Annotated in this window: 17 protein-coding genes and 1 other annotated feature; of the genes, 16 read left to right on the top strand and 1 reads right to left on the bottom strand. The window is 49.5% G+C overall.

Annotation, left to right across the window (positions count from 1 at the left end; genetic code table 11):
- Positions 1 to 24: 24 nt before the first annotated feature.
- The gene (locus tag FD28_RS12435; RefSeq protein ID WP_057735369.1) at positions 25 to 438 is read left to right on the top strand and encodes a rhodanese-like domain-containing protein; all 414 of its coding nucleotides are present in this window, start codon (positions 25 to 27) and stop codon (positions 436 to 438) included.
- A 511-nt stretch (positions 439 to 949) separates the two neighbouring features.
- Here the strand turns inward: FD28_RS12435 and FD28_RS13100 are convergent.
- The gene (locus FD28_RS13100) at positions 950 to 1,126 is read right to left on the bottom strand and encodes a DUF3042 family protein (protein ID WP_083478194.1); all 177 of its coding nucleotides are present in this window, start codon (positions 1,124 to 1,126) and stop codon (positions 950 to 952) included.
- A gap of 155 nt (positions 1,127 to 1,281) precedes the next feature.
- On the opposite strand from FD28_RS13100, the gene FD28_RS12430 reads away from it, so the two are divergent.
- From FD28_RS12430 to nusB, 15 genes are all read left to right on the top strand, one after another.
- A complete protein-coding gene (locus tag FD28_RS12430) occupies positions 1,282 to 2,049 on the top strand; it encodes a glycerophosphodiester phosphodiesterase (RefSeq protein WP_235806906.1) in 768 nt (255 codons plus the stop codon).
- Positions 2,034 to 2,951, top strand: coding sequence for a tRNA (adenosine(37)-N6)-dimethylallyltransferase MiaA (gene miaA, locus FD28_RS12425; RefSeq protein WP_057735368.1), 918 nt, complete (start codon positions 2,034 to 2,036; stop codon positions 2,949 to 2,951). Before FD28_RS12430 ends, miaA begins: the two co-directional genes overlap by 16 nt.
- A gap of 126 nt (positions 2,952 to 3,077) precedes the next feature.
- Positions 3,078 to 3,461, top strand: coding sequence for a MerR family transcriptional regulator (locus tag FD28_RS12420; protein ID WP_020090028.1), 384 nt, complete (start codon positions 3,078 to 3,080; stop codon positions 3,459 to 3,461).
- A gap of 45 nt (positions 3,462 to 3,506) precedes the next feature.
- The gene (gene glnA, locus FD28_RS12415; protein ID WP_057735367.1) at positions 3,507 to 4,847 is read left to right on the top strand and encodes a type I glutamate--ammonia ligase; all 1,341 of its coding nucleotides are present in this window, start codon (positions 3,507 to 3,509) and stop codon (positions 4,845 to 4,847) included.
- Positions 4,848 to 5,781: 934 nt separating this feature from the next.
- Positions 5,782 to 6,660, top strand: a complete 879-nt coding sequence (locus FD28_RS12405) for a hypothetical protein (RefSeq protein WP_057735365.1) — start codon at positions 5,782 to 5,784, stop codon at positions 6,658 to 6,660.
- Complete coding sequence (locus FD28_RS12400) at positions 6,653 to 7,594, top strand: hypothetical protein (protein ID WP_057735364.1); 942 nt, start codon at positions 6,653 to 6,655, stop codon at positions 7,592 to 7,594. Before FD28_RS12405 ends, FD28_RS12400 begins: the two co-directional genes overlap by 8 nt.
- 12 nt (positions 7,595 to 7,606) lie before the next feature.
- Positions 7,607 to 8,149, top strand: a complete 543-nt coding sequence (locus FD28_RS12395; RefSeq protein WP_057735363.1) for a dUTPase — start codon at positions 7,607 to 7,609, stop codon at positions 8,147 to 8,149.
- A 388-nt stretch (positions 8,150 to 8,537) separates the two neighbouring features.
- A complete protein-coding gene (locus FD28_RS12390) occupies positions 8,538 to 9,125 on the top strand; it encodes a TetR/AcrR family transcriptional regulator (RefSeq protein ID WP_162255556.1) in 588 nt (195 codons plus the stop codon).
- Positions 9,126 to 9,232: 107 nt separating this feature from the next.
- Positions 9,233 to 9,312 (top strand) — a sequence feature (ribosomal protein L21 leader region).
- Positions 9,313 to 9,332: 20 nt separating this feature from the next.
- Complete coding sequence (gene rplU, locus FD28_RS12385; protein ID WP_011667708.1) at positions 9,333 to 9,641, top strand: 50S ribosomal protein L21; 309 nt, start codon at positions 9,333 to 9,335, stop codon at positions 9,639 to 9,641.
- A gap of 27 nt (positions 9,642 to 9,668) precedes the next feature.
- Complete coding sequence (locus tag FD28_RS12380) at positions 9,669 to 10,007, top strand: ribosomal-processing cysteine protease Prp (RefSeq protein ID WP_057735361.1); 339 nt, start codon at positions 9,669 to 9,671, stop codon at positions 10,005 to 10,007.
- A 24-nt stretch (positions 10,008 to 10,031) separates the two neighbouring features.
- Complete coding sequence (rpmA, locus tag FD28_RS12375) at positions 10,032 to 10,325, top strand: 50S ribosomal protein L27 (protein WP_057735456.1); 294 nt, start codon at positions 10,032 to 10,034, stop codon at positions 10,323 to 10,325.
- A 257-nt stretch (positions 10,326 to 10,582) separates the two neighbouring features.
- Complete coding sequence (locus tag FD28_RS12370; protein ID WP_057735360.1) at positions 10,583 to 11,647, top strand: M24 family metallopeptidase; 1,065 nt, start codon at positions 10,583 to 10,585, stop codon at positions 11,645 to 11,647.
- 77 nt (positions 11,648 to 11,724) lie between these two features.
- On the top strand, positions 11,725 to 12,285 hold the full coding sequence (gene efp / locus FD28_RS12365) for an elongation factor P (RefSeq protein WP_057735359.1): 561 nt from the start codon (positions 11,725 to 11,727) through the stop codon (positions 12,283 to 12,285).
- Positions 12,286 to 12,321: 36 nt separating this feature from the next.
- Positions 12,322 to 12,762: an Asp23/Gls24 family envelope stress response protein gene (locus FD28_RS12360; RefSeq protein ID WP_057735358.1), complete on the top strand. Its 441-nt coding sequence runs from the start codon at positions 12,322 to 12,324 to the stop codon at positions 12,760 to 12,762.
- Positions 12,762 to 13,193 (top strand): transcription antitermination factor NusB, encoded by a 432-nt coding sequence (nusB, locus tag FD28_RS12355; RefSeq protein WP_057735357.1) that lies wholly within the window; start codon positions 12,762 to 12,764, stop codon positions 13,191 to 13,193. The genes FD28_RS12360 and nusB overlap by 1 nt, the downstream gene beginning before the upstream one ends.
- Positions 13,194 to 13,384 lie beyond the last annotated feature (191 nt).

Raw genomic sequence — 13,384 nt, 5'->3', positions numbered from 1 at the left:
AGGATTAGGAAGGAAGATTTCGTTTTGGTTATTGGTGCAATCTCAGGATGGACGGTCTACACGATTGTCCTCATTATTCTTATTGCCGTGTGGGGCGGCTGGCAGTTGACAACGATCATTCGGCGTAACCGGGTGGCCAAGTTGATCGACGCCGAAACATTTGAAGCTGGTATTCGGACGGCTCAAGTCGTCGACTTACGCGAAAAGAAGGACTTTGACGCGGGACACATTTTGGGGGCGCGCAACTTTCCTTATTCCACGTTTAAGGCTTATCACAGCCAACTCCGTCAGGATCTTCCGGTCTACTTATACGATCAAGGGAAGACGCTGAGTACGCGGGCCGCAATCATGTTAGGAAAAGATGGCTTCAAGCAAATCTTTATCTTAAAGAACGGTTACGTGCGTTGGGAAGGTAAGACGAAGAAAACGAAGTATTAAAAAAACGAGGACTCACGGTGGTTATGCCGTGAGTCCTCATTTTGTTTCCGTATCTAAATATTAAAAGCTAAAATGGCAGCCACGTCTTAGCATTTGTAACCACTTTCACGGCTGGGGCCATCCCTGGCCTCCTCCGGCTCTGATTGTGGTTTACCACGACAACAGTTGGAAAAGCAGGGACTTAGCGATTTCGGTCCAATGAATAACGACTATAACCGTCATTAACTCAGTTGCCTAAGAACACCGTGTAAGCCGTGAGGTCGGCAGATATGGGCTCAGGTGCGTCGTTCTACTAAGTCAGTAAGCGATTTTCTTACTGGCTTAGTAGAAAACCAAGCTTGTAGACTCGGCTTTTTCGAGGCTTCAAGTTGCGTTCGCACCGTTCCAGTCCATATCTGTCGACCGGTAAGGCGATGAGCCCACTAAGTTGCCCAGTTTTCGGCCCACTATTGTCGCTAGATAAAGGGCAAAATAAAAAGGAACCCGGAAAGATTCCGAAGTTCCTTCATGACTAACCGTTGTGAGCAGAATGGCTCTTCCGGTTGGCGCGTTTGCGGTTTTCTTCAAAGCGAGCTTCTTGGTCTTCAATGGGTTGAACAACCTTTTTTCTGAAAGAGAAGACTGCGCCAGCAACAGCACTAGCCGTCGCGACGACGCCAAAGAGAAATCCCTTAGTAAAATGCTTCATACGTATCGACTCCCATCATTTTTAATAATTTAGTTATCCGCTTCCATTATGCTGGTTTTACGGGGAAATAGCCAGCAATTAGCAAAACGAACCCGAAAATTTACATGGTTTTGTGGTACGCTAAGTTTAAAATGAAAAGGAAAGGGGTGACGGCCGTGTTTGGACGACAACGCACGCAGGTTATTGCGCACCGGGGGAGCAAAGGAACGCGCCCGGAAAATACGTTGATTGCCTTTCAGGCGGCACTCGATGCCGGTGCGGATGGCATTGAAACGGATGTTCAACTGTCGCGGGACCACCAAATGGTGATTATGCACGACGAGCAGGTTGATCGGACCACGAATGGTACGGGTAATGTGCGGGACCTGACTTTAGCACAACTAAAGGCTTTGGACGCGGGCCAACACTTTGCGCCTGAGTATGCCGACACGAGAATTCCCACACTGGATGAAGTGATTCAGCTCCTGTTACGCAACCAGTTCACGGGCATTTTTAACTTGGAATTGAAAACCAATAAGTTTCCGTATCCCGGGATCGAGCAACAGCTGGCGGCGTACTTTCAGCAACAACCAGTGCCGTTTCGACTGGTCTTTTCTAGTTTTCGGGCCCAGTCGTTGGTGACATTGCGGGGACTGTACCCGCAGGCTGAATATGCCAAGCTCTTTCAGACGGCTAGTCGGCAAGCCAAGAAGATGCAGCGTCTGCACCAGGTAGCCGATTTGCATCCGGACATTCGGTGGGTTAAGGCTCACCGCTTCTGGCTACCGCACGTCCAGCTACGACCGTGGACGGTCAACTCATCGGCTGACATGACTTATTGTTTTAAACACCATTTTGCGGGCATCATTACCGACTATCCGGCTCAGGCGGTTCGCCTGCGTCGGCAAATACAAGGAGAATCCGATTCATGGAAAAAGTCTTAGCGATTGTGGGGCCAACCGCTGTGGGTAAAACCGCATTGGCCATTGCCCTGGCACAAAAATTTAATGGGGAGATCATTTCCGGAGATTCCATGCAAGTCTATCGGCACCTCGATATTGGAACGGCTAAGGCAACGGCTGCTGAGCAGGCTCAGGCGACCCACCACCTGATTGACGTCAAGGATGTTGACCAACAATTCACGGTGGCCCAGTTTGTTGCCGCTGCTCAGGAGCTGATTCCGGTGATCACGGCTCGCGGCCATCTGCCAATTATTGCCGGGGGAACGGGCTTCTATCTGCAAGCCTTGTTTGATGGCCTTAAATTGGGTGCGGATGCGCCGGGAGACCCGGCTGTTCGTGATCATTTCCGGGCGATTGCAAAGGAACAAGGCGCAGCCTATCTGTGGAACCAGCTGAAGGAAAAAGACCCGCGGGCGGCCGCTAAGATTCCGACCACCAATGTTCGCCGGACGGTCCGGGCCCTGGAGGTTATTTCGGTGACGGGCAACCTCTTTTCACAACAGGAGAACGCGGGTCCCCAGTATGATGAGCGTTATATCGCGTTAAATACGGACCGCAACTTGTTATATGACCGCATCAATCAGCGGGTTGACCTGATGATGCAGACGGGTCTACTAGATGAAGTTCGCTGGTTAGCTGCGCAGGGGGGCACCACGTTGCCAGCAGCCACCGGGATTGGCTACCGGGAGCTGTTGCCGGTGTTGGATCAGCCGCAGAAGCTATCAGCAGCCGTCGATCTGGTGAAACAAGACTCTCGCCACTACGCCAAACGTCAGTTAACCTGGTTCCGTAATCAAACTACGGCCGATTGGTACGACTTGGTTCAGCAGCCCGAACAACTGGCAACGATTGAGACGCAGGTTGCCGATTGGCTAAATCGTTAATTTGGTATAGGCAATTTACTAAAGATTTTTTAAAAATCAGATTTCATGTCACAAAACATGACATAAGCGCTTGACTCCCTGTCTAGGGGTGGTATGATAGCTTCATAGTTAAAGGGGGCCAATCACATGAAGGAGAAAGAGTTACGACGGTCAATGGCAGTGCTGCCAATGGGAACCGTGATGAAGTTGACGAGCTTAACCGCCCGGCAGATTCGCTATTATGAGTCTCAAGGCCTGATTTCTCCCGAACGGAGCGACGGTAACCGCCGGCTATATTCGCTGAACGATATCGACCGCCTGCTTGAAATACGTGATTACCTCGCGGATGGGGTCAATGTGGCCGGTATCAAGGCCATTTATGACCAGCAACAAGCTGCCGCTCAAGCCAAACGCGATGCACAACAGCAACCGCTGACCGATGAGGATGTCCGCCGCATCTTGCAGGATGAATTTATCCGGCAGGGTGGGCTAGGCCATCCGGAACCGGGGCTTCAGCAGCGACCTCTTTAACCGCTGATATTTGGTAGACACAAAAATTGACAGGGAGCGATTTTAATGGCAAAACGGGACTATTCCAAAGATGATATTCGCCAGATGGCAAAGGACGAGAACGTTAAATTTCTACGGTTAATGTTTACCGACTTATTCGGGACAATCAAAAACGTTGAGGTGCCTATCAGCCAACTTGGTAAGTTGTTGGATAACAAGCTGATGTTTGATGGGTCTTCCATTGACGGCTTCGTTCGGATCGAAGAAAGTGACATGTACCTCTACCCTGACCTTTCAACTTGGATGATCTTCCCATGGAGTACGGAACGGGGCAAGATTGCCCGGGTCATCTGTGAAGTTTACACCACGGATGGCAAGCCATTTGAAGGCGACCCACGGAACAACCTGATCCGGGTCTTAAACGACATGCGTAAGGCCGGCTTTACCGACTTTAACATTGGACCAGAACCCGAATTCTTCCTGTTTAAGATGGATGAAAACGGCAAACCAACCACGGAACTCAATGACAAGGGGAGCTACTTCGATATGGCCCCAATGGACTTGGGTGAAAACTGTCGGCGTGAAATCGTCTTAACCCTTGAAGAAATGGGCTTTGACGTGGAAGCCGCCCATCATGAAGTCGCACCTGGCCAACATGAAATTGACTTTAAGTATGCGGACGCCTTGACGGCCGCTGATAACATTCAAACGTTCAAATTGGTGGTTAAGACCATCGCTCGGAAGTACGGGCTATACGCTACGTTTATGCCAAAGCCTTTGGCGGGTATCAACGGTTCCGGGATGCATTTGAACATGTCCCTCTTCCATGACAAGGGGAACGCCTTCTACGATGAAAAGGGCAACATGCAGTTGTCAGAAGACGCCTTCCACTTCTTGGGTGGCCTGCTGAAACATGCCCGGAGCTTTACCGCAATCTGCAACCCAATCGTTAACAGTTACAAGCGGTTAGTTCCTGGCTACGAAGCACCCGTTTACGTGGCTTGGTCCGGTTCCAACCGGTCACCATTGATTCGGGTACCAAACTCTCGTGGCCTGTCAACGCGGTTGGAACTCCGGAGTGTTGACCCCGCTGCCAACCCATACTTGGCCATTGCCGCTGTGCTGGAAGCCGGTCTGGATGGCTTACGTAACCAATTGGCACCTCGTGAAGCCATTGACCGGAACATCTACCGGATGGATGCTGAAGAACGGCAAGAAAACCACATCACTAACTTACCAGACACCTTACACAATGCGTTGAAGGATCTGGCGGCTGATGACGTGATGCGCAATGCCATGGGCCATCACTTGTTCCAAAGCTTCATGGAAGCCAAGAACTTGGAATACAACTCTTACCGGACGCAGGTTTCCCAATGGGAACGCGACCAGTACCTGGAATTGTACTAAAATCAGGTCCAACGCGCTTTCATAAATAAATAAGTAAACAAAGCCATCGTCGCTAGCCTGTTTGGCCTGCAACGATGGCTTTTTAGTTACGATTGAAGATTGGCAATACAGCATGGGATAGGACGTTTAGGCAACACTGTGTCTACTGTCGCCTTACCGTTGCCAAATTTGGGCTGGAACGCTGTGGGCAGGATGTCCAGAGCCTGAGGAGCGGTCTCTGACCTCGCTTTGAGCAGAAAATGACCATCGTCTCAAAGACGCCATTTTCCAAGTAGTCCACTTGGAAAATCCCACGGCTGAGCCCAAATTTGACTCACTCACGGCTCCACGGCAGGTTGTCCATAACCTGGGATGAACGTTGACAGCTCAGCGAGGTTCACACCAACGTTGAGGCTAAGAACTCCCTTAACCGGAGGAGGCCAGAGATGGAGGTAGCCGTGACAACGGTGTTAGCCGATTCTTCGGCTTACAGCGTGGGACGTGTTTGGAGACCGGCGAATTTTGCCGGGCTTCAAACCGAGCCGGAGGACCGCTTCTCAGGCCGCAGGCGGTCCCCACAGCGCCGGAATCTCTGGCAGCCGCAAGTGAACGCTTACCACCAAGCTAATGTTCGAAATGCAAACTCGCTGAGAATTGTTAGATGATTTTGTGATCTCAATTCACAGGGAAAATAAGGTGTAAAGCCATTGTTGGCGACCGGGGCCGCGACAATGGCTTTTTGTTGCCACAGGGTGCTGCTTGCCCACTAGAACTGCGGAAGGCCCTTCAGGTTTTATGGGGTTAAGCTAGCAGTAGGGCACGATTTTTAAAAATTTCGTTGTTTTCCGGCAAAATTGCGGGAAACTGCTTTATTCTGCGGCATTTTTTGGTAACATGAACGTATAACCAAATGTTTACAGCACAGGCTGGGGAACATGAGAATGAGGGATAATCCATGGAAAATCAAGAACAGCAAGCCAATGCAGCCGATGCCCTGACGCAGGTAATCGCAAACAAACTCGATTACTTAAGTACGATGCAGGCAGCGGTTCAGCATGGTGACGACCGAAAAATCTACGAACTTCTTGATCAAGTTCGCTATTACCAAGAAGTAAAGAAGACCCGTGCTAACCGGTCTGTGGACCATTTAGCCGAATTGGTCGACAATATTCATCCCCAAATTAGCCATTATTTGAGTGATAACTTAATCGATTATTTAGGGCACATTTACCCCTTCTTCTACTACGAAGAATTTACAACGGGCATGTTCCACATTTACTTTGGTAACTGGTGGGACCGGCGTTTGTTTGGTGACTTGGATGTCATCAACGTCCGGTTTGAATTTGACAAGACGGAATATCAAAAGCTACGCGACTCCTTTGCCCTGGAGAGCCAAAATCAACGACTCAACACAGCGAAGATCGAGGCCGTTTCTGCCGAAAGTGAAAAGCTACAGGAACTGGTCAACGCCCAACCTAAGCGGGACAACGAAAAAGCCCAGCTGCGCGACCAACTTAAGGAAAACAGTGGGAAGAGCAGTATGCCTTGGGAGTCTGGCAAGGTGAAGGGCGAACGACAAGAGATCATTGACCAATTGACGCAGTTAGCGGATGAGGACGAAAAGGCCCTGAACGCGCACAAGTTAATTAAGGAAAATGATGACAAGATCTTAGTTCTATCCAAGGAAGATACGATCTTGAATTACGAAAAGCAAAGCATTCGTGACGCGTTTGATGATTTTGAACACTTCGAAGCTCACAATGCCAGTCTGTACGCCGACTACTTGAACAGCCTCTTAGGCAAGAGCGAGGGTGAGGTGACCGTCGATGATTAACGAAAATGATCCATCCACGTTAACCACTAGTGGCCGTCTGTTGAACTATAACGAAGCAATTAAGGATGGCCTACAAACGGGGCTGACCTTTACCAAGTTAATGGACCAGTTGATTCGGACCACCGATCCCAATGAATTGGTGGATGCGGCAACCCAGTTGGCTGACTTTAAGCTAGACTCTGACTACGTGACGTTCCCGCACCAGTACAGCAACGCCGACTATTACCTGTTGTTCATGTCCCGGATGTTGGAACTGCACGATCAAGGTAGCCAAGTGATCTTGCAATCACGGGACCACCGTGAAGAGTTAACCCAACAGCTGACAACGCTGGGCGATCGCGGTTCGTTTAACTTCCGGGTGGAATCCTCCGAAAATGGTGGGGTGTTCTACCGTGAACGCGCAACGGGTCAGTCCCTGTTCTATTTGAACTTGGAACGGAAGATGTTTCGGTTTAACAGCCACGCCTTAACGCAATTGTTCATCATTGATTTGCACGATACGGTGCCGGCTGAGACGGTCAAGACGTCCGTACAGGTTTTGCTGGACTTTGCCCGTTACTTGAAGGAAGATTACGGTTACTCCGTAGACTTCAACATCTTGGATGCGGCTAACCGACAGAACTATGCGGTTCGGGCGGCTGATTTACCTGCCGGTATTGTGGACCGTTTGTTTGTGGCGGCAGCTAAGAACGACTACATGTTGACCAACGGTGTCAATGGCAACGGTGCGGAGATTGCGCTGGACAATAGCGTCGTGGTTGATATCTTTAATAATCAATTGGAAGGGCAACCGGAATGGGTTCTGACCGTTCACGATGATGAACAGAAGATCTCATGGTTCGATGTGCTCTTGAAATACCCGTTCATGCGGGACTGGTACTTAGAAAATCTGACGGATCTGGAAATTAAGTCAGATCCACTCATCTTCGAATAGGAGGATCATTCGGTGTTAGAGCTAGCAAAGTTAGTGCAACAGTCAATTGCGTTAGATGAACAGATTACCCGGGACAGAGATATTGAACTGCCACGGAAAGTTCAGATTGAAAATGCCTACGTGGCCCTCGATGTAGAACTGGCGGAAACGGCCAATACCTCCGAGTGGTTCAAAGTTTGGAAGACGCACCGGGGAAAAGCTGATGAGGGGCGGACACCACGCCAAACCTTGTTGACGGAGTATACCGATGCGATGGACTTCTTCTTTCTGGTTGCGGCCAAGAAGACGTGGACCCATCTGATTATGATCACCGAAGAAGATCTGACGGGCTTGGAAAAGAGCCGGCCAGCAAAGGATTTAGACCAACAATACTTAATCTTAAAACGGATGTTATTTAACAGTCACTTTGATCACCGTCAGGAAGATTTCCGCCATGCTTGGCGACTCTTTCTAAAATGGGGATTTGTGGACTTTGGCTTCAGCCAGGATGAAATCCAAGCGGCTTACGAGGAAAAGCGTAAGGTGAACTTGGACCGGCAAGCCAACGACTATTAGGTCGTCCAAAACTAAAGGGATCGTCGTTTACGTCGGTCCCTTTTGCATGCACCGAGCGTGGTGTAGACACGCTTAATAGGGGGAACTGTTGCGTGTGCGTGCGCCCATTCGGTAGAATTCGTGGAATACTGCTGGTATTTTTATGGGGAGACTGTTAAAATGCAGGGACTGTTGGAATTTATAGGCTTAGTTAGTTTGATTATTGACTAACTCGCCGGTCACAATTGCAACTGGCGTAAAAAGTATACGCTATAGATAACCTTGGCAATAATCTGTACGGATTGTTGCCAAATTTAACCCAAACCAATGTTTAAGAAACCTAGAACTAAAAAGGGAGGGGACTACCATTAGTCACATCGATCCACGCGTCGTTCGGACCAACGAACGGTTGCGACAAGCGCTCAGTGCCTTACTTGAGGACCATCAGCTAAAGGAAGTTTCCGTGCAGACGCTCACCAAGACGGCTCAGATTACACGGGGAACCTTTTATCTACACTACAAAGACAAGGCCGATTTTCTCCTACAAACAGAAAAGCAGGTCATTAACGAATGGTTTGAACAAGCCGAAATGGTCACCGTGATCGCTGACACGGATTCAGCGGATGGCGTGACCCGAGTTGTCGGTTTTGATCTAAATGCGGGCTTACAGTTCGCGGATCAGCACCATCGGATTTTAGCGACACTCTTCGACACACAATTTCCACAGTTTCGCAAGATGCTACTCGCGACGCTGATTCAAAAGCTGTATCAGTTTGGCATGACCTTTGAGGGCAACCAGCAGAACTTCCATATGACGGAAAATGAAATTCCGGCGAGTTATCTCGCCTCGGCGTTTATGGGGATGGTCATGCAGTGGTTGGCCGACGATCGGCGCTTTGGCTATGAACATCTGGGCCGAAGCTTTGCCAAGCTACTACCTAGCCAGGAGGCCACTCGCTTGAGTCAGTGGTTCTTGACGGCCAGCTTGAAGGCTTAAACGGATACTGGCTGAGCGTATGGAATCGGCTAACCCGCGCTTTTGAAAATAAAGCTTGACGTGAGATAGCCTATCAAGTATAATTTTCATGTTGTATTTGTGGACTTCCACAGCTGCAACCGCTCGGGACGAGTCATTAAGTTTTCCGCTTGCGGAGCACTTGTTTTCGGCGAGTCTAAGTCTAAATATATAAGGAGGTGCACACACATGTACGCAATTATCGTAACTGGCGGCAAGCAGTACAAGGTCGAAGCAGGCCAAGCTGTTTACGTCGAAAAGTTGAACGTTGAAGCTGGTGAAAAGGTTACTTTTGACCAAGTTGTCTTTGTCGGCGGCGACACGCCTAAGATCGGGACGCCAACTGTTGCAGGTGCAACCGTTACTGGAACTGTTGAAAAGCAGGGTCTGGAAAAGAAGGTTGTTACTTTCAAGTACAAGGCCAAGAAGGGCCAACATACGAAGAAGGGTCACCGTCAACCATACACCAAGGTTGTCGTTGATGCTATCAACGCTTAAGCCTAAAGATTAAGAGAGGCGATCTCGATGATTCACGCGACGTTCCATCACGGAGCCAACCGAATCGATTCATTCCAAATCACTGGCCACGCTGACTCAGGTGAGTATGGTCAAGACATCGTTTGTGCTGCAGTCTCGGTGCTTGCGATCACGACGGTCAATAGCCTGCAACGAATCGCTGAGATTCCGGTGCAGGTTGACAATCGCGATCAGGAAGGTGGCTTTCTGGAAGTCCACCTCCCACCAAAGCTGGAAGCAACGGCTGAACTTAAGGGACAAACGCTCCTCCAGAGTTTTGAGGATGGGTTAAGAGATGTCGCCACAAATTACGCGGATTTTGTTAAATTCGCAGAAACCAAAGATTAATTTGCGGAGGTGAAACTTATGCTGATGAACATGAACTTACAATTCTTCTCTCACCATAAAGGTGGTGGGTCTACTGCTAACGGTCGTGACTCTGCTGGTCGTCGTCTTGGGACGAAGGCTGCTGATGGCTCTACTGTTACCGGTGGTTCTATCCTTTACCGTCAACGTGGTACGCACATCTACCCAGGTGTAAACGTGGGCCGCGGTGGTGACGATACGTTGTTTGCCAAGGTTGCTGGCGTCGTTAAATTCGAACGTCTTGGCCGTGACAAGCGTCAAGTATCCGTATACCCAGTTGCTGAAGAAGTAGCTAAATAACACGAGGTTTTCCTCGTAACGACTGAAGAGCTTGAGGCGAGACCAATTCGCTTTAGGCTCTTCTTTTCTCTCTAAATGTTAGGTGTTAAGCTTAGCGCTGAAGGAACGGTGATCGGACGGCCTTAGGCAACGATGACCATTCAGTTACATAACTTTAGCGGTGCTCTCGCGTGACGAACCGCATTTTCTGAAGGAACAATCTATGAGCTTCATCAGGCATCAAATTCATCTCTAAAATTGCAAGGGGGTTGGGTTTTATGGCGACTAGAATTGAACGGTTACAGGCACAATTTGATCGGCTCAGCATTGATAGCTTCCTGGTATCCAGCGCTAGTAACCAGCAGTATCTTGCCGGTGCGAGTGTTGAAGGCGGCGATGGTTATCTGCTGGTGACGGCCAAGGATGCTGTGTTTATCACGGATGCCCGTTATCTGACGGAGTTAAAACAAACGATTCCGGATATGCCGTTGGCGATTACCCGGGACTATTTGCAGGCAGCTAATGACCATTTACAGGCCGTTGGCGCCACTGTGTTGGGAATCGAGGATAGTTTATCCTTAAACGAGTACCAGTGGTTAGACGAGCATCTATGGACGGACATCGTACCGCTGGCTGGTGTGGTGGACAATCTGCGACAGATCAAGGAGCCGACGGAACTTGCGGCTATTCGCAAGGCGACAACGCTGACCAGTCAGGGGGTCGCGGCGTTAATGGATCAACTCCACGTGGGGATGACCGAACGCCAGGCCGCCCACTGGCTGGAACGGTGGATGGTCGATCACGGGTCAACGGGTACCAGCTTTGAGACCATCGTTGCGAGTGGTCCTCGGTCGGCTTGGCCCCATGGTTCGGCTAGTGATAAACCGCTGGCAAAACACGAGATGGTCACCATTGACTGTGGCTTCTACGTTGACGGTTACACGTCTGACGTGACGCGGACAGTGGCATTGGGTGATCCGGGTGAGATGCTGAAGTCGGCTTATCAGGCCGTTCAGACGGCTCAGGAGAAGATCATGGCCGCAGTTAAGCCCGGTGTTACGGGTGGTGAACTGGACCAGATTGGTCGTGACTATTTGACGGAACAGGGCTTCGGTGATGCCTTTATTCACGGTACCGGCCACGGCATTGGTCTGGATATTCATGAAGGACCGAACATTGGTCGGGGTTGGCCTGACGTCATGGCGGCTAACGAAGTGATCACGGTGGAACCGGGGGTCTACTTCGCTGGTCAGGGTGGCTTACGAATCGAAGACGATTTGCTGGTGACGCCAAACGGCCATGAGACGCTGACGACGGCACCCCGGAATTTAATTATTCTGTAAGTCGCACGCTCATCTTGCTTTTTATGGGTAAAAATTGATATTATAAAGAAGACATATTTTAGGAGGCTGAACACATTATGGCAATTTCTACTGCTGATTTTAAAAATGGTTTAACTATTGAAGTCGATCACGCAATCTGGCGGATCATTGAATTCCAACACGTTAAGCCTGGTAAGGGTGGCGCTTTCGTTCGTTCAAAGCTTAAGAACTTACGGACGGGTGCCGTTCAAGAAAAGACTTTCCGTGCCGGTGCTAAGATGGAACGTGCTGACATCCAGACGCGTTCTATGCAATACCTGTACGAAGATGCTGACAACCGGGTCTTCATGGACACGGACAACTTCGAACAAATCGAAGTGCCAGAAGAACAAATCAAGGGTCAATTACCATACTTGCAAGAAAACATGAATGTTGACTTGGTTCAATTTGGTAACGAAATCTTGGGTGTCGAAGTACCTAACACCGTTGTTTTGGAAGTTACGGCTACTGAACCTGGTATCAAGGGGAACACCGCTTCTGGTGGTTCCAAGCCTGCTACCATGAACACTGGCTTAGTCGTTCAAGTGCCATTCTTCGTTAACGAAGGCGACAAGCTCTCCATCAACACGACTGATGGTACTTACATTTCTCGTGCCTAAGTTTTAAACGTTTAAACAGTAAGGGAGGGTCAACGAATGGCAGAAGATACTAATATCATTTTAGAATCAAAGGAACCCGCACTGGGTAAGATCGAAGTGGCACCACAAGTCCTCGAAATCATCGTCGGCATTGCGGCTAGTCAAACTGAGGGCGTTGCGCGGATGCGTGGTTCATTGGCAAACAGCGTTACGGAGCTTTTGGGTCGCAAGGAACAACACGGTAAGGGCGTTAAGCTCGTGTTTGACGGCGATGAATTAGCGGTTGATGTTTACGTTTACTTGAATTACGGGGTAGCGGTTCCCAAGGTTGCCTTGGCCATTCAAGATAGCGTGAAGCAACAATTGTTGTTCATGACTGACCTCGATTTACGTGAAGTAAACGTTCACGTGGAAGGCGTCATTCCCGAAAAGACGGCGCAACAGGTTGACCCAGATAACCTGTTTAACCAGACCGATGAAGGAGACAGTGACCAATAGTGACACTTACACGACATCAGATTCGGGAACGCGCATTTCAAATGCTCTTTGCATTGAATGCCAATCCTGAAGCCGATCAGGACGCATTATACCAACGTGTCTTGACCGATGACCCGAACCAAACCGTTCCCGTGCCCGCTTATCTGACGACCTTAGTTCAAGGCGTCTTGGCTAACCAAGCCGAATTGGACGCGCAGATTGACCAGTATTTGAGTACTGGTTGGCAATTAAAGCGGATCGCTAAGACTGACTTAGTCATCATGCGCATCGCTTTCTTTGAAATCGAACACGTGGAAGAAGTGCCGAACCGAGTGGCCGTCAACGAAGCCTTGGAATTAGCCAAGAACTTTAGTGATGATCGTTCTCGTCGGTTCATCAACGGTGTACTCGCCCATACCTTGGACGATGACACCACTGATTCACAAGCTTAAGCTAGAAGACCGACTGCCCTTAGGGGTGGCCGGCCTTTTATTTTGGCAACATGATTAAGGCCGCCGCCTTACCGTAGGGGATCGGTCGTGAACAGGCCCATGATATAGTTTTAGTTATGGGAACGGATACCTTGCCCGTTTTCAGAAGAGGTATGCTAGAATGGAAAGTAACTTGAAATTTATGGGGAGGA

This window comes from Levilactobacillus hammesii DSM 16381 (assembly GCF_001434395.1).
GTDB classification, from domain to species: Bacteria; Bacillota; Bacilli; order Lactobacillales; family Lactobacillaceae; genus Levilactobacillus; species Levilactobacillus hammesii.
The sequence above is the reverse complement of the archived record's forward strand: the minus strand, read 5'-3'. Positions and strand labels throughout refer to the sequence as shown.